Source organism: Janthinobacterium sp. 67 (assembly GCF_002797895.1).
Lineage (GTDB): Bacteria > Pseudomonadota > Gammaproteobacteria > Burkholderiales > Burkholderiaceae_D > Janthinobacterium.
On record NZ_PGES01000001.1, the window covers coordinates 2019843 to 2043204 of the forward strand.

21 protein-coding genes and 1 riboswitch are annotated in these 23362 nt (G+C 65.1%); of the genes, 9 read left to right on the forward strand and 12 right to left on the reverse strand.

Going from position 1 to position 23362, the window contains the following annotated elements:
• The first annotated feature begins 30 nt into the window (after positions 1–30).
• The 3 genes from CLU90_RS09075 to CLU90_RS09085 all read left to right on the forward strand — a co-directional run bounded on the left by CLU90_RS09075 (position 31) and on the right by CLU90_RS09085 (position 3536).
• Positions 31–1263, forward strand: coding sequence for a glycosyltransferase (locus CLU90_RS09075; protein WP_139178313.1), 1233 nt, complete (start codon positions 31–33; stop codon positions 1261–1263).
• Between the two features lie 188 nt (positions 1264–1451).
• Positions 1452–2435: an EDSAP-1 family PEP-CTERM protein gene (locus tag CLU90_RS09080; protein WP_092714658.1), complete on the forward strand. Its 984-nt coding sequence runs from the start codon at positions 1452–1454 to the stop codon at positions 2433–2435.
• Positions 2436–2543: 108 nt separating this feature from the next.
• Complete coding sequence (locus tag CLU90_RS09085) at positions 2544–3536, forward strand: EDSAP-1 family PEP-CTERM protein (RefSeq protein WP_100427718.1); 993 nt, start codon at positions 2544–2546, stop codon at positions 3534–3536.
• 15 nt (positions 3537–3551) lie between these two features.
• Here CLU90_RS09085 and CLU90_RS09090 read toward each other — a convergent pair whose 3' ends face one another.
• From CLU90_RS09090 to CLU90_RS09110, 5 genes are all read right to left on the reverse strand, one after another.
• The gene (locus CLU90_RS09090) at positions 3552–4652 is read right to left on the reverse strand and encodes a nitroreductase family protein (RefSeq protein WP_100427719.1); all 1101 of its coding nucleotides are present in this window, start codon (positions 4650–4652) and stop codon (positions 3552–3554) included.
• A complete protein-coding gene (locus CLU90_RS09095; protein ID WP_092714651.1) occupies positions 4653–5522 on the reverse strand; it encodes a ThiF family adenylyltransferase in 870 nt (289 codons plus the stop codon).
• Between the two features lie 82 nt (positions 5523–5604).
• The gene (locus tag CLU90_RS09100; RefSeq protein ID WP_092714649.1) at positions 5605–7179 is read right to left on the reverse strand and encodes a methyl-accepting chemotaxis protein; all 1575 of its coding nucleotides are present in this window, start codon (positions 7177–7179) and stop codon (positions 5605–5607) included.
• A 121-nt stretch (positions 7180–7300) separates the two neighbouring features.
• On the reverse strand, positions 7301–7498 hold the full coding sequence (locus CLU90_RS09105; protein WP_010399555.1) for a hypothetical protein: 198 nt from the start codon (positions 7496–7498) through the stop codon (positions 7301–7303).
• A gap of 94 nt (positions 7499–7592) precedes the next feature.
• A complete protein-coding gene (locus CLU90_RS09110) occupies positions 7593–10436 on the reverse strand; it encodes a M16 family metallopeptidase (RefSeq protein ID WP_100427720.1) in 2844 nt (947 codons plus the stop codon).
• 185 nt (positions 10437–10621) lie between these two features.
• Positions 10622–10772, forward strand: a riboswitch (FMN riboswitch).
• 95 nt (positions 10773–10867) lie between these two features.
• On the opposite strand from CLU90_RS09110, the gene ribB reads away from it, so the two are divergent.
• Complete coding sequence (gene ribB / locus CLU90_RS09115; protein ID WP_100427721.1) at positions 10868–11515, forward strand: 3,4-dihydroxy-2-butanone-4-phosphate synthase; 648 nt, start codon at positions 10868–10870, stop codon at positions 11513–11515.
• A gap of 4 nt (positions 11516–11519) precedes the next feature.
• On the opposite strand, the gene CLU90_RS09120 is transcribed toward ribB, so the two are convergent.
• Positions 11520–12890: an MFS transporter gene (locus tag CLU90_RS09120; protein ID WP_092714642.1), complete on the reverse strand. Its 1371-nt coding sequence runs from the start codon at positions 12888–12890 to the stop codon at positions 11520–11522.
• A gap of 115 nt (positions 12891–13005) precedes the next feature.
• Between CLU90_RS09120 and CLU90_RS09125 the strand changes: the two genes are divergently transcribed.
• From CLU90_RS09125 to CLU90_RS09145, 5 genes are all read left to right on the forward strand, one after another.
• Positions 13006–13881, forward strand: a complete 876-nt coding sequence (locus tag CLU90_RS09125; protein ID WP_092714640.1) for a LysR family transcriptional regulator — start codon at positions 13006–13008, stop codon at positions 13879–13881.
• 64 nt (positions 13882–13945) lie between these two features.
• The gene (locus tag CLU90_RS09130) at positions 13946–14761 is read left to right on the forward strand and encodes an MlaE family ABC transporter permease (protein WP_175539338.1); all 816 of its coding nucleotides are present in this window, start codon (positions 13946–13948) and stop codon (positions 14759–14761) included.
• Positions 14762–14812: 51 nt separating this feature from the next.
• The gene (locus tag CLU90_RS09135; protein ID WP_100427722.1) at positions 14813–15823 is read left to right on the forward strand and encodes an MlaD family protein; all 1011 of its coding nucleotides are present in this window, start codon (positions 14813–14815) and stop codon (positions 15821–15823) included.
• On the forward strand, positions 15820–16491 hold the full coding sequence (locus tag CLU90_RS09140) for a hypothetical protein (RefSeq protein WP_100427723.1): 672 nt from the start codon (positions 15820–15822) through the stop codon (positions 16489–16491). Before CLU90_RS09135 ends, CLU90_RS09140 begins: the two co-directional genes overlap by 4 nt.
• 87 nt (positions 16492–16578) lie before the next feature.
• The gene (locus CLU90_RS09145; RefSeq protein ID WP_100427724.1) at positions 16579–17907 is read left to right on the forward strand and encodes an ATP-binding protein; all 1329 of its coding nucleotides are present in this window, start codon (positions 16579–16581) and stop codon (positions 17905–17907) included.
• On the opposite strand, the gene CLU90_RS09150 is transcribed toward CLU90_RS09145, so the two are convergent.
• The 6 genes from CLU90_RS09150 to CLU90_RS09175 form a co-directional block, all read right to left on the reverse strand.
• A complete protein-coding gene (locus tag CLU90_RS09150; protein WP_232731139.1) occupies positions 17904–19247 on the reverse strand; it encodes an HD domain-containing phosphohydrolase in 1344 nt (447 codons plus the stop codon). The two genes, CLU90_RS09145 and CLU90_RS09150, sit on opposite strands and share 4 nt — an antisense overlap.
• The gene (locus CLU90_RS09155) at positions 19244–20707 is read right to left on the reverse strand and encodes an ATP-binding protein (RefSeq protein ID WP_100427725.1); all 1464 of its coding nucleotides are present in this window, start codon (positions 20705–20707) and stop codon (positions 19244–19246) included. Before CLU90_RS09155 ends, CLU90_RS09150 begins: the two co-directional genes overlap by 4 nt.
• Before the next feature lie 14 nt (positions 20708–20721).
• Positions 20722–21561, reverse strand: a complete 840-nt coding sequence (locus CLU90_RS09160) for an HDOD domain-containing protein (RefSeq protein ID WP_100427726.1) — start codon at positions 21559–21561, stop codon at positions 20722–20724.
• Complete coding sequence (locus CLU90_RS09165) at positions 21558–21902, reverse strand: hypothetical protein (protein ID WP_092714626.1); 345 nt, start codon at positions 21900–21902, stop codon at positions 21558–21560. Before CLU90_RS09165 ends, CLU90_RS09160 begins: the two co-directional genes overlap by 4 nt.
• Positions 21895–22740 (reverse strand): response regulator, encoded by an 846-nt coding sequence (locus CLU90_RS09170; RefSeq protein WP_092714624.1) that lies wholly within the window; start codon positions 22738–22740, stop codon positions 21895–21897. The genes CLU90_RS09165 and CLU90_RS09170 overlap by 8 nt, the downstream gene beginning before the upstream one ends.
• A 149-nt stretch (positions 22741–22889) precedes the next feature.
• Positions 22890–23354 carry a hypothetical protein gene (locus tag CLU90_RS09175; protein ID WP_139178312.1) on the reverse strand — a complete coding sequence of 155 codons (465 nt, stop codon included), beginning with the start codon at positions 23352–23354 and terminating at the stop codon, positions 22890–22892.
• Between the last annotated feature and the right edge of the window lie 8 nt (positions 23355–23362).

Consider the following 23362-nt stretch of genomic DNA (forward strand, 5'->3'; position numbering starts at 1 on the left):
ATCCCCTCCCGCACGAGTGCAAGCGACCCCATGGCGCGCAAGAAAATCCTCTTTATGGCCGAGGCAGTGACCCTGGCCCATGTCGGCCGTCCCCTGAGCCTGGCCCAGGAGCTGGACGAGGAAGAGTACGAAGTCCATTTTGCCTGTGCCGATGGCTATGACTTTTGTTTCAAGCAAGTCCCCTTTCGGCGCTGGCGTATCGACAGTATTTCATCGCTGCAATTTCTGCAGGCGCTGGCGCACGGCAAGCCCGTCTATACGGAAAGCACCTTGCACGCGTATGTGGAAGACGACCTGCGCCTGCTCAATGCCGTCCAGCCCGACCTCGTGATCGGCGACTTTCGCCTGTCGCTGTCGGTCAGCGCGCGCCTGCAGCGCATTCCCTACATTACCGTCAGCAATGCCTACTGGAGTCCCTGGGTGCGCCAGCACTATACGGTGCCCAGCCTGCCCCTGACGGGCATGCTGCCCATCTGGCTGGCCGATCCCCTGTTCCGCCTGATCCGCCCGCTGGCCTTCGCCTCGCACGCCGTGCCCCTGAACCGCGTGCGCCGCCGGCATGGCCTGCCATCGCTGGGCAGCGACCTGCGGCGCATCTATACGGATGCCGACCGCACCTTGTACGCGGATATTCCGCAGCTGTTCCCGCCGCACGGCATGCCGCCCACGCACGACTACCTGGGCCCCATCATCTGGGCGCCGCCGCTCGACTTGCCGGACTGGTGGCAGCGCCCGGAACTGAGCAGCGGGCGGCCCATCATCTATGTCACCCTGGGCAGTTCCGGCCAGGGGCAATTGCTGCCGCGCGTGCTGCGCGCGCTGGCGCCCCTGCCCGTCACCGTGATGGCGGCCACGGCCGGCACCATCCGCGTCGATGCCGTGCCGCCGAATGCCTATGTCGCGCCTTTTTTGCCGGGCGACGCGGCCGCCCGGCGCGCCAGCCTGGTGATCTGCAACGGCGGCAGCCCCACCAGCCAGCAGGCGCTGACGGCAGGCGTGCCCGTCATCGGCATCGCCGGCAACCTCGACCAATTCCTCAACATGCACGGCATCGTGGGCGCCGGTGCCGGCCTGCTGCTGCGCGCCGACCGCTTCCAGGAAACGGCCTTGCGCCATGCCGCCACGCGCATGCTCGACGATGGACGGGCCAGGCTGGCGGCACGTCAGCTGGCCACGACCATGCGCGACTATGTGCCCGGGCAACGCTTGCTGCCCCATATGCACGCCCTGCTGGGCTCGTTGCCACAAGGCGCCCAGCCTTGACGGGTGGCGTCGGTTTTTCTTACAGCGAGTCCGGCAACACCTGCACCACGTCAACAAAAGCGCGCCAAGTCATTGATTTCAAACGAACCTCATGCGTTGGCATGGAAGTCGCTAGGTACTTGCCATGAGCACCTGCCGACAGGTCTCAGGCAAACCTTCCAGACTCACTCAACCACGAGGTGAATACAATGAAACTCTCGAAACTGAAACTGCTCCCGGCCGCAGCGGCACTGGCCCTGCTGTGCGCCGCCGGTAGCGCACAGGCGGGCGCCTACGGCTATTCGTACAACAACATCTTCGGCCTGGTGATCGCCGTGCCGACGGGCCAGATCACGGTCGCCAACAGCACCACCATCTCGCGCAGCACGGCTACCCTCAATGGCGTGAGCGTCATCAATGGCGGCGCCGGCTCGCTCGATGCCCCACGCGCCAACGTCGGCCCCGTCACCAAGGGCGAAAACGACTTCACGCAGCAAGGCCCCACCGGCACCTTTTCGCGCGGCGATGCGCAGATCGTCAGCACGCAATTCCCTTCGTTCCCGCCGGGTTCCACTTCCACGCAAGCGGTCAACGTGGCCGAAGCCCACCTTGACGGACCGGCCGGCACGGCCGATGCGTCCGGGCGCAACGGCTCGACCACGGGGTTCTCCGTCGATTTCGTCGTCGGCTCGCCCACGGCAACGCTGAGCTTCGACTTCCTGGCCTCGCCCTTCATGCAAGTCTTCCTGCAAAGCACGGTCGGGCAGCTGTCCACGGCCACGGCCAACTTGGTCGTCACCTTCACCATCACGGACGCGGCCGGCGCGACGGTGTTCAACTGGACGCCCGATGGCGTGATCGGCTCGGGCATCTTCGGCGGCACCGAGGCGGCCGATGGCGCCAACCTGAACACCAGCCTGGCGACCAATTTCCTCACGCGCGGTAACCTGTTCACCTACGACCCATCCGGTTGCGGCACGCCCACGGGCACCGGTGTCGGCACAGTGTGCGGCAGCAACTTCAGCTCCGTCAGCAATGCTTTAACGGCTGGCAACTACACATTGACCTTGAATGCGGTGGAAAGCGTGGACCTGGTGAAACAGGCCGCGACGCCCGAACCGGGCACCCTGGCCTTGCTTGGTCTGGGTCTGGCGGGCCTGGGCTATGCCCGCCGTCGCAAGCTTGCCGTCTGAACCAGGCAACAGGGGGGATTTACAGGCGAGGGAGTTTCCTCGCCTTTTTTATGTAGCAAGCCTGTCGGTTTTCCTTACAACACGGCCGACCAGGAGATGAGGATTTTCATGACTACATTTTCTTGCATCCGTTTACCAACGGCCCTGCTGGCCTTGCTGTTCCTGGCCAGCAGCGGCACCGCCAGCGCCGCTGCGTATGGCTATTCCTACACCAGCGTCTTTGGCCTGGTCATCAGCAATCCCACCGGCTCCACTACCTTGCTCAGCAACATCGACCTGTCGCGCACCACCGCCACGCTGAACGGCAGCAGCATCATCAATGGCGGCAGCAATGAGATCGACGCGCCGCAAGCGACACGCGGCGCCGTCACCAAGGGGCAAAACGATTTTACCCGGCAAGGCATGGGCAACGCCGCCTATGCGCGCGGCGAGGCGCAAATCATCAGCTCGCAGATTCCCCCGTTTCCGCCGGGCTCGACCAGTACGCATACGGTGAATGCGGCGGAAACCTTTCTCACGGGCGGCGGCAGCGCCGACGCCTCGGGCCGCAATGGTTCCAGCACGGCCCTGGCCATCAATTTCGTCGTCGGCCAGCCGGGTGCCACCCTGGCCTTCGACTTCCAGGCCCTGCCCTTCATGCAGCTGTACCTGGATGCCCTGGCTGGCACGGGCTCGGCGGCCACGGCGAATATGGCGATGACGTTTACCATCATCGATGGCAATGGCCAGATCGTTTTCAACTGGGCGCCCGACGGCAGCCTGGGCTCCGGTATCCTGGGCGGCACCGAACTGGCCGACGCCGCCAACCTCAATGCGGGCTACGCGCAAACGCCGCTCACCGGCGGCAGCGTATTCACCTACGACCCCAGCGGCTGCGGCGCGCCCACGGGCACGGGCGCCGGCAAGACGTGCGGCGGGCAATATGGCGCCGTCACGGATAAGCTGGTGGCAGGCAGCTATACCCTCGTGCTGAACATGCTGAACAGTTCCGAGCTGGCCTACGTACCTGGCGTTACGCCCGTGTCGCTGCCGGGCACCTTGCCGCTGCTGGCGGCGGGCCTGGCGGCGCTCGCTTGCCTGGCGCCACGGCGGCGCCGCTGACGCAGGCTGCGTGCCTTATGGCCCAGCAGTGGGCGCCACCAGCAACTCTTGCAGCGGACGGCGCAAGGAGCGCGCGCCGGCCGCCGGCCCCGCACCGATGCGCCCGAGGAACACGGCCCGCTCGACCGCCGCCGCCCCCAGCACGCCCTGGCATTGCACCACCAGTTCCTGCGCCATTTCCTGCATGCCATCGGTGCGCGAAAAAGTGCGCCGTTCGCGCACGTAGCGGGCAAAGATCAGCGGCGTCAGTTCCGGCTGCAATTGCAGCCCCAGCTGCGTGGCCGTCAGCCAGAATCGCTGCATGGCGCGGCCGGCCGCCACATAATCGTCGACATGGCGCGGCGGCGCATCGGCCAGCAGCGCGAAATGCGCGGCGCAATACAGGCCCGGCAGCAAGTCCATCTGCAGCCGCGGGGCGATGGTGCCGCCCAGCCAGGTATTGAAAAAATCCACGCGGCGCCAGCTGTGCATGACCCAGCGCATCAGCCGCGCCGTCATCGCATCGACACCGAGCGCCTGCTCCGGGATGCGGTCGCTGCTGTAGCGCGCGCCCCATTCGATCACGTCGCGGTGCACCTTGTGCGCTTCGGGCATGGTCAGGCGCAGCTTCGCATTGTCGAACATCAGGCGGGCACAGGCCAGGCGCGCGCGCCCGCCTTCGAACCACTGCACTGAGTAGCCCGGTGGCAAGCTGGCCGCCAGCGCCGCCTTTTCACTGGCGCGCAGGCTGCGCGTGCTGAGCCGGCGCCGCTGCACGCTGCGCTGCGGCAAGAAGGCCGCCAGCGGATCGGGCAGCATGCCGGGGCTGTCGACCAAACGCACGTCGAAGGTGGGCAAGGTATCGGGCATGGACAGGCGCCGGCGCGCCTCCATGCGCAAGCCGTGGCAACTGGCCGCCAGCGCCATGCTTTCAAGCAAGGCGCCCAGCGATAGCTGGCTGGGATGGCCGTCGAGGTCGTACACGCAATGGCTGCGCGTATCGAAGCCATGCACGACCACGTGCCGCGCGTCGACGACTTCAAAGCGCCACGGCTGCGTGTTGTCGCCGCTGGGCGCCCAGCGCGCCTGGTCGAGGATGTTTTCCAGCACGGGATCGTTCAGCAGTGCTTGCCCCATTTATGCCCCCTGCGCGGCGCGTCGCCGCTTGATGATGGCCATCGTCAGGCGCTGCAGCGGATGACGGTTGCCGCCGGGACGCCATGTATGCACGAGCTTGTTGCGGTAGGCGTCGAAATGCACGCCGTGCGGCGCCGCCATCACCTTGCCGCGTTTTAACAAAATTTTCAGGGCTTCCGTGGCGGCCGCGCCCGCGCACAGCTGGCACCCCATGATGGTCGACGGCCCGCGCCGCTCCTTCAGATTGATGGCCGACGGGTCGACCAGGTAGCGAGCATGCAAGCCGGCCGGCGCCAGCCCGACGAGAAAGCGCAAGGCCTTCTCTTCCTCGGGCAAGTCGCCCCAGCCGAAATACTCTTCGAACGTCATGCCGCCCGGCATGAAGCTGAGCACGGCCGTGCCCATGCCCAGCGGCGCGGCCGTGATGGCGGGAATGCCCAGGCGGGCGCAGGCAGCGAAGGTGGCCTGACGGGCCGGAAAGGCGAAGAAATCCAGGCCGTCCACGTACAGGTCGACACCGGCAAAGAACTCGGCCAGGTTGCTGTCGTGTATGCCGTCGGGAAACTGCTTGATGTCGAGTTCGGGATTGATGTCGCGCGCCATCTGCGCCAGCACGGCCACCTTGGGCTGGCCCAGGGTGGAGACCATGGCGCCGGCCTGACGATTGAAGTTGGCGATATCGAAGGTGTCGAAATCGGCGATGTGGAAAGCGCCGATGCCCAGCCGCGCCAGGGTCAGCAAGTGCACGCCGCCGACGCCGCCCATGCCGGCGATGGCCACGCGCTTGCCGCGCAAGCTGTTTTGCTCCGCCTGCGTGACCCAGCCCAGGTTGCGGGCAAATGCCGCGTGATAGGAAAAACCATCTGTCATGCTTACCTCTACTGTACGTCCGCTAAGGACCAAGAAGAGTTTGACAGATGGCCAGGCGATAAGTTCCCGCTATAACGAAAACTTAGCGGGCCAAGCGGCGCTGGGCCGCCGGCGCCGGGCGCGGCGCCCCTGCCACCGCACCCACCTTGAACACGCTGACGATCTGCGCCAGGCCCGCCGCCTGCTCGTTCATCGCTTGCGCCGCCGCCGAGGCCTGCTCGACGAGGGCCGAGTTTTGCTGCGTCATGTTGTCCATCTCGACGATGGCCTGGTTGATCTGTTCGATGCCGGCGCTTTGCTCGGCGCTGGCAGACGAAATCTCGGCCACGATATCGGTCACGTGCTGCACGCTGGAAACGACTTTTTCCATCGTTTCGCCCGCCAGCGCCACCAGTTTTTCACCGGCGCCCACTTGCTCTGCGGAACTGTCGATCAATTGCTTGATCTCCTTGGCGGCCGCGGCCGAACGCTGGGCCAGGTTGCGCACCTCGCTGGCCACGACGGCGAAGCCACGGCCCTGCTCGCCTGCGCGCGCCGCTTCCACGGCCGCATTCAGGGCCAGGATATTCGTCTGGAAGGCGATGCCGTCGATGACGGCGATGATGTCGCCGATCTTTTTCGACGAAGCATTGATGGCGCCCATGGTGTCGACCACCTGGCTTACCACGCCGCCCGCCTGCGTCGCCACTTGCGAGGCGGAAATGGCCAGCTGGTTGGCCTGGCGCGCATTGTCCGCATTCTGGCGCACGGTCGAGGTCATCTCTTCCATGGTCGACGCCGTTTCTTCCAGCGATCCCGCCTGCTGCTCCGTGCGCGCCGACAGGTCGTGGTTGCCCGAGGCGATCTCGCCCGACGCCGTGGAAATCGATTCCGCATCGGTGCGCACCTGGCTCACCAGATGGGCCAGGTTATCGCGCATGGCCTTGATGGCCATCAGCAAACTCGACGTATCGCCGGGGCGCGTATCGATGTGCGTCGTCAGATCGCCCTGGGCGATTTGCGCCACGATGGCCGCCGCATAGTCGGGTTCGCCACCGAGCTGGCCCAGGATGCGGCGCAGCATCAGGGCCGCCAGGGCGCCCACCACCAGCATCAGCGCGCCGCCGATGGCCAGCAGCACGCCCGCCTGGGCCCAGAACTTGTGGTTGATGTCATCGATATAGGTGCCCGTGCCGATCAGCCAGTCCCACGGTGCAAATTTCACCACGGCATACATCTTCGCCACCGGATCAGGCAAGCCGGGCCGCGTGCCGTCCGCCTGCACGAGGCCGATGCGGCTGGTGGCCAGGGCCGCGCGGTAGCGGTCGCCCGACTGCTTCATGTTCTTTTGCGGCACGCCGATGCGCGACGCATTCGGGTGCACGTACAGCAAGTCCGTGCTGAAATCGCGCACGAAATAATACATCTCGTCCTTGGCGAAGCTGCCGATGGCCAGCTTGGCCTGCTGCTGCGCCTGCTCACGCGTGAGCTTGCCCGACTGTTCCAGCGCGTACGCCTTTTCCACCGAGGCGTTGGCCAGTTCCACCAGCACCGTCAATTGCTCGACCCTTTCCGCCATCATGGTCTGGCGCAAGGAATACAGGGAGAATGAAGCGATGAGGACGATGCCCAGCAAGGTGCTGAAGCACAGGAGGAGAATGCGCGAACGGAGTGTCATGGGTGCCTGGAAATAAATAGGAAAATTATTGCCCGATAGAAATCTTTTCAGAAAAGCAAAACGGGCGGCGCTACCGGGCTGTGCCCGGCAGGCACCGCCCGCTGTGAGTCTTGTCAGAGGATCAGGCCAAGGCTTCCTTGGCCGCCTCTTCCGGCGTCAAGCCGTCGTAGAACTGGTCGGTAAACCACTCGACCTGCTCTTCGATATGGTCCTGCGCCTGCGCCACGGTGGCGCCGCCAGCCACGAGGAAGCCTTCGACTTCGATACACCAGTTGATCAATTCCAGGGTTTCCGGATCGAGTTCTTCTTTCTTAGCCATCGTGCATTCCTTGCTTGTTAAATTGCGATCACATCAATAAGCGGCAGTTTAACAGCTTCGCCACGCTGCCGCCCATGCTGATCCAATATGAGAATTACTTGGCAGCAATATTTTTGCGTTCCGGATACAACACCACCTGCACATAATTGTGCATGTCCAGGTAGCGTTGCGCCGCCAGCTTGACGGCTTGCGGCGTGATGGCGCGCACGCGCTGCTCGTAGCGCAGGATGTGCGCGGGGTCGCGCCCCTGCGTCACCGAACCCATCAACTGATTCATCCAGTAGTTGTTTTCTCGCAAGGATTTCTGCTGGCGCGTGATCCAGTTCAGCTTGACCTTTTCCAGGTCGGCCGCCGATGGCCCGTCCGTCTTCATCTTGTTGATTTCGGCAAAGGCGGCGGCGATCACCTTGTCCACGTTTTCCGGTCCCGTCGGCAAATTCAAGGCCACCGAATAATGGCCGTACGGATGCTGGCCCATCGAGGTTTCGAAGCCGCCGCCGTAGATCATGCTCATCTTTTCACGCAGCACTTCGATGACTTTCAGGTTCAGCACCTCGCCCAGCGCCTGCAGGGTCAGCTTTTGCTCGTCCGAATACGCCACGTCGCCATTGAAGGTGATGGAAATCGTGCTTTTGGGCTCGCTGCCCATGTAGATATCTTTCTTGACGATGCCGCTTACCGGACGCATGCCCACGTCGCGGTAGGCGTGCGCCACCTCGCCCACGGGCAAGGTGCCCAGGTAGTTGGCGATCAGCGGCTTGATCTTGCCGAGATCAAAACTGCCCGTGAAGATGAAGGTCATGTCGCGCGCGCTGGAAAAGCGCTGGCGGAAGATTTCCAGCGAGCGGTCCAGGCCCACCTTGTCGAAGTCGGCCGCGCGCGGCACGCCGTCGACGCGCGGGTTGTCGCCAAACATGGCGTGCTGGATGGCATCGTAAAACACGGCTTCCGGCTGCGCCATGCTGTTTTTCGCCAGGTCCTGCTGCTTGCCGATGAAGGATTGGTACAGGCCCGCATCCTTGCGCACGTCATTGAAATACAGGTACACCAGTTGCAGCATGGCTTCCACGTCGGCGCTGCTGGCCGAGCCGCCAAAGCCTTCGCTCAGTTCGCCCAGCGAAGCGCCCACGTTGACCGTCTTGCCGGCCAACACTTTTTGCAAGTCCAGCGGCGCCAGGTCCCGCAAGCCCATGCTGCCGACCACGGCGCTCGCGTAGCGGGCGTTGTAGATGTCGGCGTCGCCGAACAGCGACTGGCCGCCAAAGCGGGTCGAGCCCATCAGCACCTGGTCATTCTTGAAGTCCGTGGGTTTCAGCAACACGCGCACGCCATTGCCCAAGATCAGTTCCGTCACGCCGACGGCGCTGTTCAATTTTTCCGAGACGATGCTGCCGCCGGCAGGCGGCCCGTCCATCAGCTTGCTGGCGAGGACTTTTTCCGTGCGCGGCTCGACCTTTTGCTGCTCGGCTTTTGCCACCGCGTCGAGCAATTGCTGCTGCGTCGGCACAGTCGAAGCCGCACCGCCCGCTTTCGGCTCGGCGCCCATGAAGACCACCAGTTTCTTTTGCTGGTCAGGAATCACCTTGGCCACGGTCTCGTTGATTTCCTGCAGAGTTACCTGCGGCAAGAGTTCCTGCGCGTACAACAATTCATTGGCGATGCCGGGGATGGCTTCCTGCTCCAGGAAGTTGCGCGAATACTCGGCCACGAAGCCGGAGGAATCGGACTTGTCGCGCTCGCTGTATGCGCGCTCGTAATTGCGCAGCATGTCCTTGCGCGCGCGGTCCAGCTCATCCTGGCTGAAACCGAAGCGGCGCGCCCGCTCGTCTTCCTGCACCAGCGCATCGACGGCCGGCTGCACGCCGCCCTTGCCCAGCAAGGCATACGCGCTGAACGATTCATAGCCGCGCACCAGCTTGCCCATGCTGCTGCCGCCCTGGATGAACGGGGGATTGGCTTGCTGCGTCAATTCCTGCATGCGCGCGCTGAGCATGTGCCCGTACAGGTTTTCGATCATCTGGCGGCGGTAGTCGGCAATGGTGACGGGCTCCTGCGCGGCGCGGATCGGGTAGCGGATGAAGACACTGTCATCGGGCGCTTCCTTGTCCGTGATCACCAGCGCTTCCGTTTGCGAGCGCTGCGGCACTTCCGCATACAGGCGCGGACGCGGCTTCGCGGGATTTTTCAGCTTGCCGAAATGCTGGCGTATCATCGCTTCCGCCTGTCTGGGCTCCACGTCGCCAACCACCATCACGGCCATCAGGTCGGGACGGTACCAATCCTTGTAAAAACGCTTGATGGCTTCCGGCTTGAACGTTTTCAGCACGGATTCCTTGCCGATCGGCATGCGTTCCGCGTAGCGCGAACCGTTCAGCAGCTTCGGATACAAGACCTTGTTCATGCGGTCGCTGGCGCCCTTGCCCAGGCGCGCCTCTTCCAGCACGATGCCGCGCTCGCTGTTGATGTCGGCCGGGTTGAATTTCAAGCCATGCGCCCAGTCTTCCAGTACGAGAAAACCCTTTTCCAGGTTTTCCTTCTTGTTCGTGGGAATCGGCAGCACGTACACGGTTTCATCAAAGCTCGTGTAGGCGTTCAAGTCGGCGCCGAACTTCACGCCGATCGATTGCAGATACGAAATCAGTTCATTGCGCTTGAAATGCGTGGAACCATTGAAAGCCATGTGTTCCGTGAAGTGGGCCAGGCCTTGCTGATCGTCATCTTCCAGGATGGAACCGGCTTTCACCACCAGGCGCAATTCCACTTTCTGCGCGGGACGGGCATTTTTCTTGATGTAATAGGTCAAGCCGTTCGGCAGTTTTCCAACGGTTACTTCTGGTGCCAGCGGCAAGGGATCGCTCAAACGGATTTCTGCTTGCGCCATGCAGGCGCACGCCAGCAAGACGGCGCCCGAGACCAGGCGTAATTTACTCAGCTTCATGTATTCTCAACGGTAAGATTCAGTAGGCGTACCTTACACTGAAATCCTGTTTCCGCCATTAAAAACAGCTTAGGAAAAACGGCTTTCCCCGGGCAACTTGACCGGATAACAAACTCGGCAGTGCCCCGCCAGATTTTTTCAGTTGTGCTAAAGTATTGCCGCCGGTCATGTGGACCGGCACAACAATACGTCTTCGGGGCGGGGTGCGATTCCCCACCGGCGGTAAGACCGGCAACGGTCAAGCCCGCGAGCGCCTGTCCAACCTCGTTTGGCAGGGTCAGCAGATCCGGTGTGATTCCGGGGCCGACGGTATAGTCCGGATGAAAGAAGATGTGCAGTAAACGCGATGTCCGTTCGACCTGTCGATGCGGCCGGCTGCGTCTATTCGCTTGCCCTGCAGCGTTTTTCGCCTATGCGAGGAGCGTTTCACCATGTTAGTCAACAGCTATACCCTGCTTTCCAACGACCTCGAAGGTCGCATTCAATCCGCCCTGGCCGCCATGCGCGCCGGCATCCCCGTCATCCTGCTCGACGATTTCGACCGTGAAAACGAAGCCGACCTGATCCTGTCTGCCGAAAAAATCACGCACGAAACCATGGCTCTGCTGATCCGCGAATGCAGCGGCATCGTCTGCCTGTGCCTGCCGACGGACGTCGTCAGCGCGCTGGAGTTGCCGCCCATGTCGTCCGACAATGGCAGCCGCTACGGCACGCCATTTACGGTGTCCATCGAGGCGCGCGACGGCGTCACGACGGGCGTGTCGGCCGCCGACAGGGTCACCACCATCCGCGCCGCCATCGCCCCGGACGCCAAGCCCGCCGACCTGGTGCGCCCCGGCCACGTGTTCCCCCTGCGCGCCGCGCCCGGCGGCGTGCTCGAGCGCCGCGGCCACACGGAAGGCTCCGTCGACCTGTCGCGCATGGCGGGCCTGAACCCGGCCGCCGTGCTGTGCGAACTGATGAACCCGGACGGCACCATGATGCGCGGCGACGATATCGAGCGCTTTGCCGAACTGCACGGCATGCCGATCCTCACCATCGAAGAACTGGTGGAATGGAGCAGCACGCGCGAGCAATAAACTGTCAGGCGGCCACGACCTTCGGCAGATGCACATGCCGGTAGACCAGGCCCGCCGCCAGGCCATACGCGACGGCAATCGTCGCGTAGGCCAGCGGCAAGCGCAGCGACCAGTCCTGCACCATGTGCAGGATGCTGCCGATCAGGGCCACGCCCACCAGGGCGCCGATCTGCCGGTTCGCATTCAGGGCCGCCGCCGCGCTGTTCGCATGCTGCTTGCCGGCCACCCGCATCACGGTGGCCGTCATGGCGGGAATGGCGATGCCGATGGCCACGTTCATGACGGCCGTGCCCAGCGCCAGCAGCGCAAACGGCGTGCCGGGACGCAAGCCCATCAGCAACAGCGCCATCACGGCGCCCACCAGCAAGCCGGCCAGCATGGGCAAGCGCGTGCCATGGCGGGCCGCAATACTTCCCGCCATGAAATTGCCTACCGTATAGGCCGCCATCATGGGCAGCAGGCGCAAGCCCGACTGCAAGGCATCGGCGCCGCCAGATTGCTGCAGGAACAGGCTCAATAAAAACAGCTGGCCGAAGACGCAGAAATTGATCAGGAAACCCACGCCATTGGCCGCGCCAAAGCTACTGCTGTGAAACAGTGCGCGCGGCAACAGCGGATGGCTGCCGCTGCGCTCGCGCCGCAGCAATTGCCCGGCCGACAGCACCGTCAGCGCACCCGCCGCCAGCACGCCGGGCGACAGCCAGCCCAGCACGGGTCCTTCGATCAGCACGAAACTCAGGCCCGCCAGCGCCGCCACGCCCAGCGCATGGCTGAACAGGGATAGATCGCGCGGCTGGCGCACGGGCGCGGCCAGCAGCAGCTGCGCCATGACGATGGCCAGCACGCCCAGCGGCACGTTGACCCAGAACACGCTGCGCCAGCCAAACTCGTGCACGAGGATGCCGCCGATCAATGGACCGGACGCGCCAGCCACGCCCACCAGCGCCGACCAGGCGCCCAGCATGCGCGTGCGCTCGCGCTCGTCGTCGAAGCTGTGCGTCAGCAGGCTGAGCGAACTGGGCATGAACAGGGCCGCGCCCGCGCCCTGCAGCAGGCGCGCGGCCGTTAAAAAATGCCCGTCGGGCGCGGCGCCGCACAGGATCGAACCGGCAATGAAGACGCCGAGGCCGCCCTGGTACACGGCTTTCGGCCCGTAGCGGTCGGCCAGCGCGCCGCCAGCCAGCAGCAGCGCGGCAAACGTCAGGGTGTAGCCGTCGACCACCCAGACCAGGCCCGTCAGCGGTATGGCCAGGTCCAGCGCGATATCGGACAGGGCCACGTTGACGGCCGTGACGTCGAGCATGGCCATGACGAAGCCGAAAGCCAGGGTCAATAGGATCAAGCCGCTGGCGCGGCGCGGTGTGGGGGCGGACATGGTATTCCTTGCAAAGACAGCGGGGCAGCCATTATGCGAGCGTTGCACGATGCAGTAAACAGGCATAAAATCGGCACCTTGATGCAAAAATGCATCACCTACCACAAGGAAACGGATGGACTGGGATAACGCGCGCATCTTCCTCGCCATCGGCCGGGCCGGCACCCTGCGCGGCGCGGCCGCCCTGCTGCGCATCGACCAAGCTACCTGCGGGCGCCGCCTGGCCGCGCTGGAAAGCTCGCTGGGCGCCACCCTGTTCCTGCGCACGCCGTCGGGCTACGTGCCCACGCCGGCCGGCGAGCTGGCGCTCACGGCGGCCGAAGCGATGGAGCGGGCGGCCGACAAGCTGCAGCGCGAGATGCAGGGCGTCGACAACCGTTTGTCCGGCCTGGTGCGCGTGGCCACCACGGACACCATGGCCAGCCATTTCGTCATCCGCGCCATGCAGCAGCTGCACGCGGCCCATCCGGACATCCGCATCGTGCTCAACGTGGCGCCCGCGCTGGCCAGCCTGACGCGGCGCGAAGCGGACCTGGCGGTGCGCGGCGTGCGCCCCACCGACCCCGACCTGATCTCGCGCCACCTCGTCAAGCGCAGCCTGGGCCTGTATGCGTCGAAAAGCTACCTGGCCGAACGGGGCGAGCCCGTGCGCGGCACGGCGCTGGCAGGGCACGACATCGTCATCTACCACCATTCCGTGACGCCGCGCCATGGCGAGAAAATCGCCGGCGAATCCGTCGCCAACGCCAGGGTTGCCATGGAAGTGAATTCGGCGGCCATGCTGCAGGAAGCCACGCGCGCGGGCCTGGGCGTGGCCGAGCTGGCCACCCACCTGGGCGACATCGACCCGCAGCTCGTGCGCATCTGGCCCGAGCGGGCGGAAAGCTATGACGTGTGGCTGGTCATGCATGCCGACCTGAGCCGCTCGGCCCGCGTGCGGGCGGCGGCCGACGCGATTATCCACAGCGTCGCCAGCGTAGGCAGCCAATAGCGGCGGGAGCGGCCCGCGCACGCCAGCCCTGCCAGCCGGGACGGCCTGATGTTAAGATGCCATGATGACCCTATCCGTCTCCCTCATCATCAGCCTGCGCCGCCTGCACCGGGCCACCATGGCCTGGCTGGTCAGCTGGTGGCGCATGCTGCATTTCGCCATCCTCGTGTTTTCGCTGGCCCTGTCGCCGTCGAGCTATAACCGCGACAACCGCCCCATCCTCGCGCACCGCCTGGTGACGAACACGGCGCCCAATCTCGTGTGGTTCAGCGTGGCCTGCGCGCTCGTCAGCCTGGTGCTGATCCGCATCGTCGTCGTCAGCGCGCAAAGCTACGGCCTGTCGCGCTATGCGCTGGAAATGGTGGTGCGCGTGCTGGTGCTGGAACTGATACCGCTGACGGCCGCCCTGTTCGTCGCGCTGCGCCTGACCCTGCCCGACGGCATTGCGTTCGCGCAAATGCGCTCGTCCGGCATGCTTGAGAAAATGCAGCGCCAGGGCGTCGACCTGCTGCGCCGCGAATACTTTCCGCGCGTCATGTCTGGCATCTTCGCCGTGTGGATGCTGGCCATCGTCAGCTGCGTCACCTCGCTGGTCCTCGCCTACATCACCATCTACGGTTTTACGCCGTGGGCGCTGCAAGGCTACACGCGCGTCGTGGGGCAAATCTTCAATCCGGCCGTGGCACTGATCCTAGCGCTCAAGGTCATCTTCTTCAGCTTTGCCGTGGCCCTGATCCCGCTGGCCTCCTCCTACTATCCGGAAGAGCCGCACGGCCGGCGCAACCGCCTGTGGGCCGCGCACGGACTGTCTGAAATGCTGCGCCTGTTTTCCGTCATCCTGCTGGTCGAAGTGGCTTCGCTGATGGGCAATTACTACTGATGCCCGCCACCCCCAGCCAACCTTGATCCATCCATACCAGAGCCAGAAGCCATGAGCCAACCTCCAAATCCCGACCAGACCGACGTCACGGCGCCCGACGCCGTCTTGCCCGCCCCGCCGCCCGTGCGCCACGCCGAACTGAAGGCGGCCATCCTGCTCGTCTTCATGTTCGTGCTGGTGGTCGGCTCCGTCGTCTACCTGATGTATGCGCGCGGCGCCTTCGAAGCCACGCAAACCCTGGTGCTGACGGCCGACGATTCGGATGGCGTCGGCGTGGGCGCCGACCTGACCTTTTCCGGCTTTCCCATCGGCCGCGTGCAGCGCATCGAACTGGCGCCTGACGGCCGCGCGCGCGTCATCATCGACGTGCCGCGCAAAGACGCGCACTGGCTGCGCACCAGCTCCATCTTCACCCTGGAACGGGGCATCGTGGGCGGCGCCAAGCTGCGCGCCTACAGCGGCATCCTGACGGACCCGCCGCTGCCCGACGACGCCACGCGCGACTTGCTGGTGGGCGACATGGCGGCGGAAATCCCCCGCCTGCTGGCCGCCGCCAAAGACTTGCTGAACAACCTGGGCAACCTGACGGGCACCGATTCCGCGCTCGACGGCACCATGCGCAACGTGCAGGCCGTCACCGGCAAGCTCAGCGGTCCGGGCGGCGCCATGGGCTTGCTGACGGGCGACGACAAGCAGTCGCGCCTGCTGATCGAGCGGGCCAACGCCCTGCTGATCACGGCGGACCAGCTGGCGCGCCGCACGGATGGCCTGGTGGCCAATGCCGACACGCGCGTGTTTGGCGACAAGGGCGTCATGACGGATGCGCAGGCGACCATCGTGCAGCTGAACGCCCTGCTGGCCGACACGCGCAACAGCCTGAAAAAAGTCGACGCCGTGCTGGTCGAAGCGCAAGCCGTGGGCGCCAACGCCAAGGCGGCGACAGCCGACCTGGGCCCGCTGCGCGCCGACGTGGAAAGCAATCTGCGCAAGGTCGAACAGCTGGTCAATGAAATCAACCGCAAATGGCCGTTCAAGCGCAATCCGGAGATCAAACTGCCATGAGAAAACTCAATCTCGCCTTGTCCGCCCTGGCCCTGGCAGCCCTTGCCGCCTGCTCCAGCGGCCCGCCCGTGCCGGATTGGAAAATGAATGCGCAAAGTTCCGTCGAACGGTTTCAATCGGCCTATCTGAGCGGCAACGCCCTGGTCGAGCAGACGGAATTCCGGCGCGCCCGCAGCCAGGTGGCCGGCACGGGCAAGCTCGAACTGGTGGCGCGCATCGAACTGCTGCGCTGCGCTGCGCGCGTGGCCAGCCTGGCCTTCGAGGACTGCGTCGGCTTTGACGCCCTGCAGGCCGACGCGACAGACGCCGACCGCGCGTATGCCGCCTGGCTGGCCGGCAAGGCGCAGGCGGCCGACGCCGCCCTGCTGCCGGAAGCGCAGCGGGCGGCCGCCAGCGCCAGCTCGGATACGGCCGCCGCCAGCGCCGTGGCCGCCATCAAGGACCCGCTGTCGCAGCTGGTGGCGGCCGGCGTGCTGCTGCGCTCGGGCCGCGCCACGCCGGAGTTGCTCGACACGGCCGTGGCCACCGCCTCGGACCAGGGCTGGCGCCGTCCGCTGCTGGCCTGGCTGGGCGTGCAGCGCCTGCGCGCCGAACAGGCGGGCGATACGCAGGCGGCACAGCAGATCGCGCGGCGCATGGCGGTCGTCGAACAGCCGCTGGCTCCCTGAACGCTTCGAGGGCGGCCCAAGGCAGGCGGAATCAGGCATAATCGAGCCAGGATGACAGCTATGCCGTGCAGGCAGCGAGGTGTGACGATGCAGTTCGAGGATTTCGACCTTTCCACTCCCGATACCGGCCGCCATGCCGGCGCGGCGCCTGGCGACGATGCGTCAGCGGCCACGGCCGTGCGCCTGCAATACCTGCTCGACAATACGCCCTCCATCATCTATTGCACCGTGCCCAGCGGCGACTTCAAGATGACGTTCGTCAGCAACAATGCCTTGAATGTGCTGGGCTACCAGCCCGAGGAGATGGTGGCCGATCCCAACTTCTGGTTCGACCACATCCACCCCGACGATGCGCCCGGCATCTTTTCCAGCCTGGCGCAGATCTTCGTCGAGGGGGCGCGCGCCTACGAATACCGCTTCCGCGTGCGCGACGGCAGCTATCTGTGGATGCACGACAGCCTGCGCCTCGTGCGCGACGAGCATGGCGTGCCATTCGAGGTGATCGGCTCGCTGACCGATATCACGGAACGCAAGCGCATGGAAGCGATGCTGCAGGCGCGCGGCGAAGAGCAGCAACTACTGATCAGCAAGTTACAGGAAGCGCACGACCAGCTGCTGCAATCGGAAAAAATGGCCTCCATCGGCCAGTTGGCGGCCGGCATCGCGCATGAAATCAACAACCCGATCGGCTTCGTCAACTCCAACATGAGTTCGCTGCAAGGCTATGTGGGCACCCTGTTCGACGTCATCGCCCAGTATGAAGCGGCGATGCGCGAGCCACCCGATGGCCCGGCCCTGGCCGCGCGCGTGGCCCAGGTGCGCGAGCAGGCGGACCTGGCCTTCCTGCAGGACGACATGGTGGACCTCGTGCGCGAATCGATGGATGGCTTGAAACGCGTGCGCGACATCGTGCAGGCGCTGAAGGAGTTTTCCCACGTGGGCGAGACGGACTGGCAAGTGGCCAGCCTGCATGCGGGCCTGGACAGCACCCTGAATATCGTCGCCAACGAATTGAAATACAAGGCGCGCATCGAGAAACACTATGGCGAACTGCCGCAGATACTGTGCCTGGCCTCGCAGCTGAACCAGGTATTCATGAACCTGCTCGTCAACGCGGGCCAGGCCATCAGCAGCGACGGCGTGATCAGCATCCGCACCGGCCATGCCGGCGACTGGGTGTGGGTGGAGATCGGCGACACGGGGGCAGGCATCGCGCCCGAGCACCTGAACCGCATCTTCGAACCGTTCTTCACCACCAAGGCCGTGGGCAGCGGCACGGGCCTGGGCCTGTCGCTGTCGTACGGCATCGTCAACAAGCACGGCGGACGCATCGAGGTGGCCTCGGAAGTGGGCCGCGGCACGCGCTTTACCGTGCACCTGCCCGTCACGCCGCCGGCAGCCCAGCCAGCGCCCTAACCTTCCTTCACGGGCACATACACGCGGATGCTCAGGCGCCCGCCATTCTTGCCTTCGAAATCGAGCAGCTGGGAAATCACGCGGGCCGTCAGCACGTGTTCGGCCGCCAGCAGCATCAGGCCGTCGCGGCTGATCAGGTCGCGCGACAGCACCATGCCCGGTTCCAGCTGGCCCGACAGCACCGTCAGGTCGCGCGCCGCCGGCTCCGTCTCTTCCATGATGGCGCGGAACGCGGCCACCACGGCCGGGTCGTAGCGCTTGCCGACGCTGTCGTAGATCAGGGTGCGAGCCTCCTCGGCGCGCAGGCTGCGCTGCACCATGGCGCCGATCTGCAAGCCGTCGTAGTCCGACGCCAGCGCCAGGATGCGCGCGCCCATCGGAATGGCCAGGCCCACCAAGCCATCGGGAAAGCCGCCGCCGTCGAAGCGCTCGAGCTGCGAGCGCAGGATCACGGAAACGGCGCGCAGCTCGTCGAGCGCCATCAATAATTGTTCGGCGCGCAGCGGATGCTTGCGGAAGGCGGCCAGCTGCTCGCCCGTCCAGGCGCTGGCCGGCAGCTCCAGCACGTCGTCGCTCAGGCTGAGCTTGCCGATATCCTTGAGCAGGGCCGCGATGAACACGTCGCGCGCGTCCTGCCCTTCCAGGCCCAGCGCCTGCGCCAGCTTGCGCGACAGATCGGCCACCCGCCGCGCATGGCCGGCCAGCTTGCCGCCGCGCATTTCGATCAGGTTGGAAAACACCTTGATGGTCGTCACGAACGTGGCCTTCAGGCGCTCGTTGGCCGCCTGCACCTCGTCGTGCGACTGTTTCAGCTGCTGCGTGCGCGTGGCCACCTTCGCTTCCAGGCTGGCGTTGAGCGCCTGCAGTTCCACGTTCTGGCTGGCCGTCAGCGCTTCGAGGCGCAGTTTTTCCTGCTCCAGCGCGCGCCGTTCCAGCGCGTGGCGCACCACCAGCACGATATCGTTCTCGTCCCAGGGCTTGGTCACGTAGCGGTAGATTTCGCCCTGGTTGATGGCGTCGAGGATGGACTGGATGTCGGCATAGCCGGTCAGCAGCAGGCGGATGGTGCCGGGCCAGCGCTGGCGCACCTGGGCCAGGAATTGCGCGCCGTCCATGTGCGGCATGCGCATATCGGAAATGACCAGGTCCACCGTCTCGCTCTCGAGCAGGGCCAGGCCGGCCGCGCCGCCGTCGGCCGTCAGCACGCGGTAGCCGTGCGGGCGGAACAGGCGGCGCAGCGACGACAGGATATTCGGTTCGTCGTCGACGCACAGGATGGTGGGTGGCGCGGCCGCGATGCTGGCGCTGGTGCTCGTGTTCATGCTGTCCTGTTCGGTCATGGTGCGACGGCCTGCGCCTGGCGCATGGGCAAGGTGATGCGGAAGGTGGTGCCGCTGCCGATGACGCTGCGCACGTCGATGCGGCCGTGATGCTTTTGTACCGTGGTGTAGGCCAGCGACAGGCCCAGTCCCGTGCCCTTGCCGACGGCCTTGGTGGTAAAGAAGGGGTCGAAGATGCGCGACAGGTGTTCGGGCGCGATGCCGCCGCCCGTGTCCTCGACCTCGATCCACACTTCCGTCGCGTTGTCGCTGCCCGTGCGCAGGGTGATGCGTCCGCGCTCCTCGCCCATGGCGTGGGCCGCGTTGACGACGAGGTTCATGATCACCTGGTTCAGCTCGGAAGGCTGGCATTCGATGTCGGGAATGTCGCCATACTCGCGCACCACGTCGGCCTTGTACTTGACCTCGTTATTCACGATATTGAGCGTGGTATCGATGCCCTGGCGCAGGTCGGCCCAGACCCACTCCTGGTGCGCATCCGTGCGCGAAAAATCCTTCAGGTCCTGCACGATGCGGCGCACGCGCGAAATGCCTTCCTTCGATTCGCCCATCAGCATGGGAATGTCGGTGCGCAGGAAGTCCAGGTCGATCTGTTCGCGCAGCGCCCGCAGGCGTGCCGCCACCACGGCGTCGGCGACGGCCGGCTCGGCTTCCTCATAGGCGTCGAGCATGCTGAACAGGTCATCCAGATAGCCTTCCAGGGTGCCGACGTTGGAAAACACATAGCCGATGGGATTGTTGATTTCGTGCGCCACGCCGGCGGCCAGCTGGCCGATCGAAGCCAGTTTTTCCGACTGCAGCAGCTTTTGCTGCGCCAGCGACAGCTTGCTGTTCAGCTCCGTCAGGGCCAAGTTACGCTCGCGCAATTCCAGATCGGCGATCTGGCGCTGGCGGATGTCGTCGGCCAGGCGCTCGTTCATTTCCGCCAGCTGGGCCGTGCGCTCGGCCACCAGGTGTTCCAGGTTGTCGTGCGCCTTGCGCAGCGCCAGTTCCGCCAGGCGCCGCTCGCTCACGTCGCGCAGGGTTTCGATGGCGCCCACCAGGCGTCCCTGGCGGTCGCGCAGGGGCGCCGCCGTGAAATGCAGCCAGTGGCCGTCGGGGCCGATATCGGCAAAGAAATCCTCGGCTTCGTAGGCGCCGGGAATCACGGAAGAACGCTTGAGCTTGCCAAGGTAGAGGTCGTTTTCGCCCAGCGCGATATCGTCGGCCACCAGCAAATCGGCCAGGCAGGCGCGCGGCTGCGGATAAAACGCCTTCCAGTGCTCGCGCGTGCCGACCATCTCGGCGGCCGTAAAGCCCAGCAGCTGCTCGCAGGCGCTGTTCCAGTGCGTCACCACGTGGTTCGTGTCGATGGCGAACGTGGCCACGGGATGGCCATCGAAAAATGCCGATAGCGCGATGGTGTCGCCCTGGCGGCGTTCCGGCGTGGCGGGCAGCGTCTGCCCTGCGTCTGTTTCCATGGCCTCTATCCTGTTCATGCCAGCATGATCCGCGACATTTCATCGAAGGTGTGTTCCGTTTGCCGCAGCAGCGCCAGCCAGGCCTGCTCGTCCAGAGCGACGCTGCGCCAGCCCCCCGCCGACAGGGGCGGCACCAGCGCATCGTCGACGCCGGCCAGGTCGAGCGCCAGGGCGACGGCATTGGCCAGATGCACGGCCAGCGGCAAGCCGCCCGCTGCCAGGCGGTCGATGCTGTGGTGGTCGGCGACGGCCTGCTGTATCGCCTCGGGAAACTTCCAGTAGGCGGCCAGGGCGCTGCCCACCTGCGCGTGGTCGATGCCGATGACGGCCAGTTCCGCCTCGGCCATCTGGCAGTCATGCGCCTGGCGGTAGCTGCGCACGAGCGCGTGCTCGGCCGGGAAGCGCGTCACCAGCACCAGGGTGCCCAAGTCGTGCAGCAGGCCGGCCGTGAACGCCGTTTCGGGATTGACACGCAAGTGCGGCGCCAGCAGGCGCGCGGCAATCGCCGTGGCCAGCGAATGGCGCCAGAACGCCTGGAAATCGAAGCCGCCGCTGACGGGCGCGAAGCTGCCCGTCAGGGCGCAAGCCGTGACGACGGTGCGGATGCTGTGAAAACCCAGCACGGACACGGCTTGCGGAATGCTGGTGACCTTCGATTGCATGCCGTAGAACGAGGAATTGGCGATGCGCAGGGTCTTCGCCGCCAGGGCCTGATCCAGCTCGATCTTTTGCGCCAGCACGTGCACGTCCGTGTCGTCCTGGTCCATGCTCGACAGCAGCTCCAGCACCACCACGGGCAGCGAGGGCAGTTCCTGTATCTGGCGGATGATGTGTTCAAAGCTGAGCCGTGTCATGTGACGCTCCCTTGCCGGTAGCGCTGCAGCAGCGCCAGCAGTTCCGCCCCTGCGGAATCGGGCGGCGTGGCGCGGAACAGCACGGCCAGCCGCTCCAGCCGGCGGGCCCGCTCCTGCTCGGCATGCGCCTGAGCGGCGGGGTCGATCACCTCATCCATGACGACGTGGCAGCGCTCTACATTGCGCCTGCGCAAGGCCGTCAGATTCGCCGCCGTCAGGGTGGCGCCCTGCGCCAGCAGCACGGCGCCGCTGGCGTCGTTCAACGCCCGCGCCAGCACCATGCCTTCCTGCGCCTGCTCCATGGAAATCTCGCGTCCGCTTTCACTCACGCTTTCACTCATGTACCACTCCATGACGACTGAGGGTGACGAGGCTGCCGCGCGAGCGCGAATGCAGGCCCATCGGATGGACGGCCACGGCGTACGGCTGGCCATCGATGGCGGCCAGCCGGGGTGCGCCCTGCCCGTCGAACAGCTGCGGCAAGACGATCGCCGCCTCGTTGCCCAGCAGGGCCGCCCCCCGCTCGAACAGATTGGCCGCCGCCGCGTTGATGAAGGCGATCATGCCGTCTTCATCGAGCCCGATCACGGGCAGCGGCAGAAATTGCAGCAATTCGCGCGCGATGCCGAGGCTGACCTCATCGCGGCTGATCTGGTGCTGCTGCTGGTGCACCAGCGCCTGCATGGCGGCATTCGCCGCCGCCAGCGCCTGGTTGGCCTCGCGCAGCTGCGCATTGAGACGGACATTGTCGTCGTCGATGCCCTTCAGGCGAAACGCTTCGGCGATATGCTCGCGCAGCTGATGGTCTTCCCAGGGTTTGGTGAGGAACTTGAAGATGGCGCCCTCGTTGACGGCGTCCGTGACGGCCTGCAATTCGGTATAGCCCGACAGCATGATGCGTATGGTTTGCGGACACAGCAGCTTGGCCTTGCGCAGGAAGTCGGCGCCCAGCATGCCGGGCATGCGCTGGTCCGACACGATGACGTCGACGGCATGGCTGGCCAGCACGTCCAGCCCTTCCTGGCCGCTGCCGGCCGTGAGGATATGGTAGGCGTCGCGCCGCAGCAGGCGCTTGAGGGAAGCGAGGATATTCGGCTCGTCATCGACCAGCAGCAAGGTGCGCGGCGCCGCCGCAGGCACCGCCGTCCCTGGCATGTCATGCTCGTCGTACACATCCATCGGACCATCCTCTCATCGCCATGGCGATATCGGAGCTTGCCTGGAAGGAGAATTTGCCGCGCGAGACCATGTTGCGCGGCAGCCAGCTTGCCTTGAAATTATACGACTAAATATTCCCGTATGACACTAATCCGGCACTTATCCAGCACTTATCCGCGCCTTGCCGGACAAGGCGTGTCGCGGTAAAACACAAAGCCGCCCAGGCCGATGGCCTTGGTGTCGGCTTTCACGCCATACACGAGCGTATTTTTGGCCGCCTCGATGCGCAGCAGGTTCATGTGTTGGACGATTTGCGCGTGCGACAGTTCAAACGATGGCGTCGGCGCCAGTTGCAAACGCAGTTCGGAGGTAGCGCCATCGTAGGCCCAGCGGCCCGGATTGTAGAAGGCGAAGCCGCCATCGAAACGCAGGCTGCCATCCTTGAACTGGGTCAGGCAAATGCCGGGAAATTCGCTGGGCGGGTTGTACCAGGTGGCTGCCACGGCGGCGTCGGCGGGCGCCTTGCCCGGCATCTGCATGCCGCTGCCCTCATTTTTGCCGCCCATGCCGGCGCAACCGGCCAGCGCCGCGATGCAGGCGGCAGCGGCCACCCGTTTGATCATGTTCCTGTGCATTCCCGTCC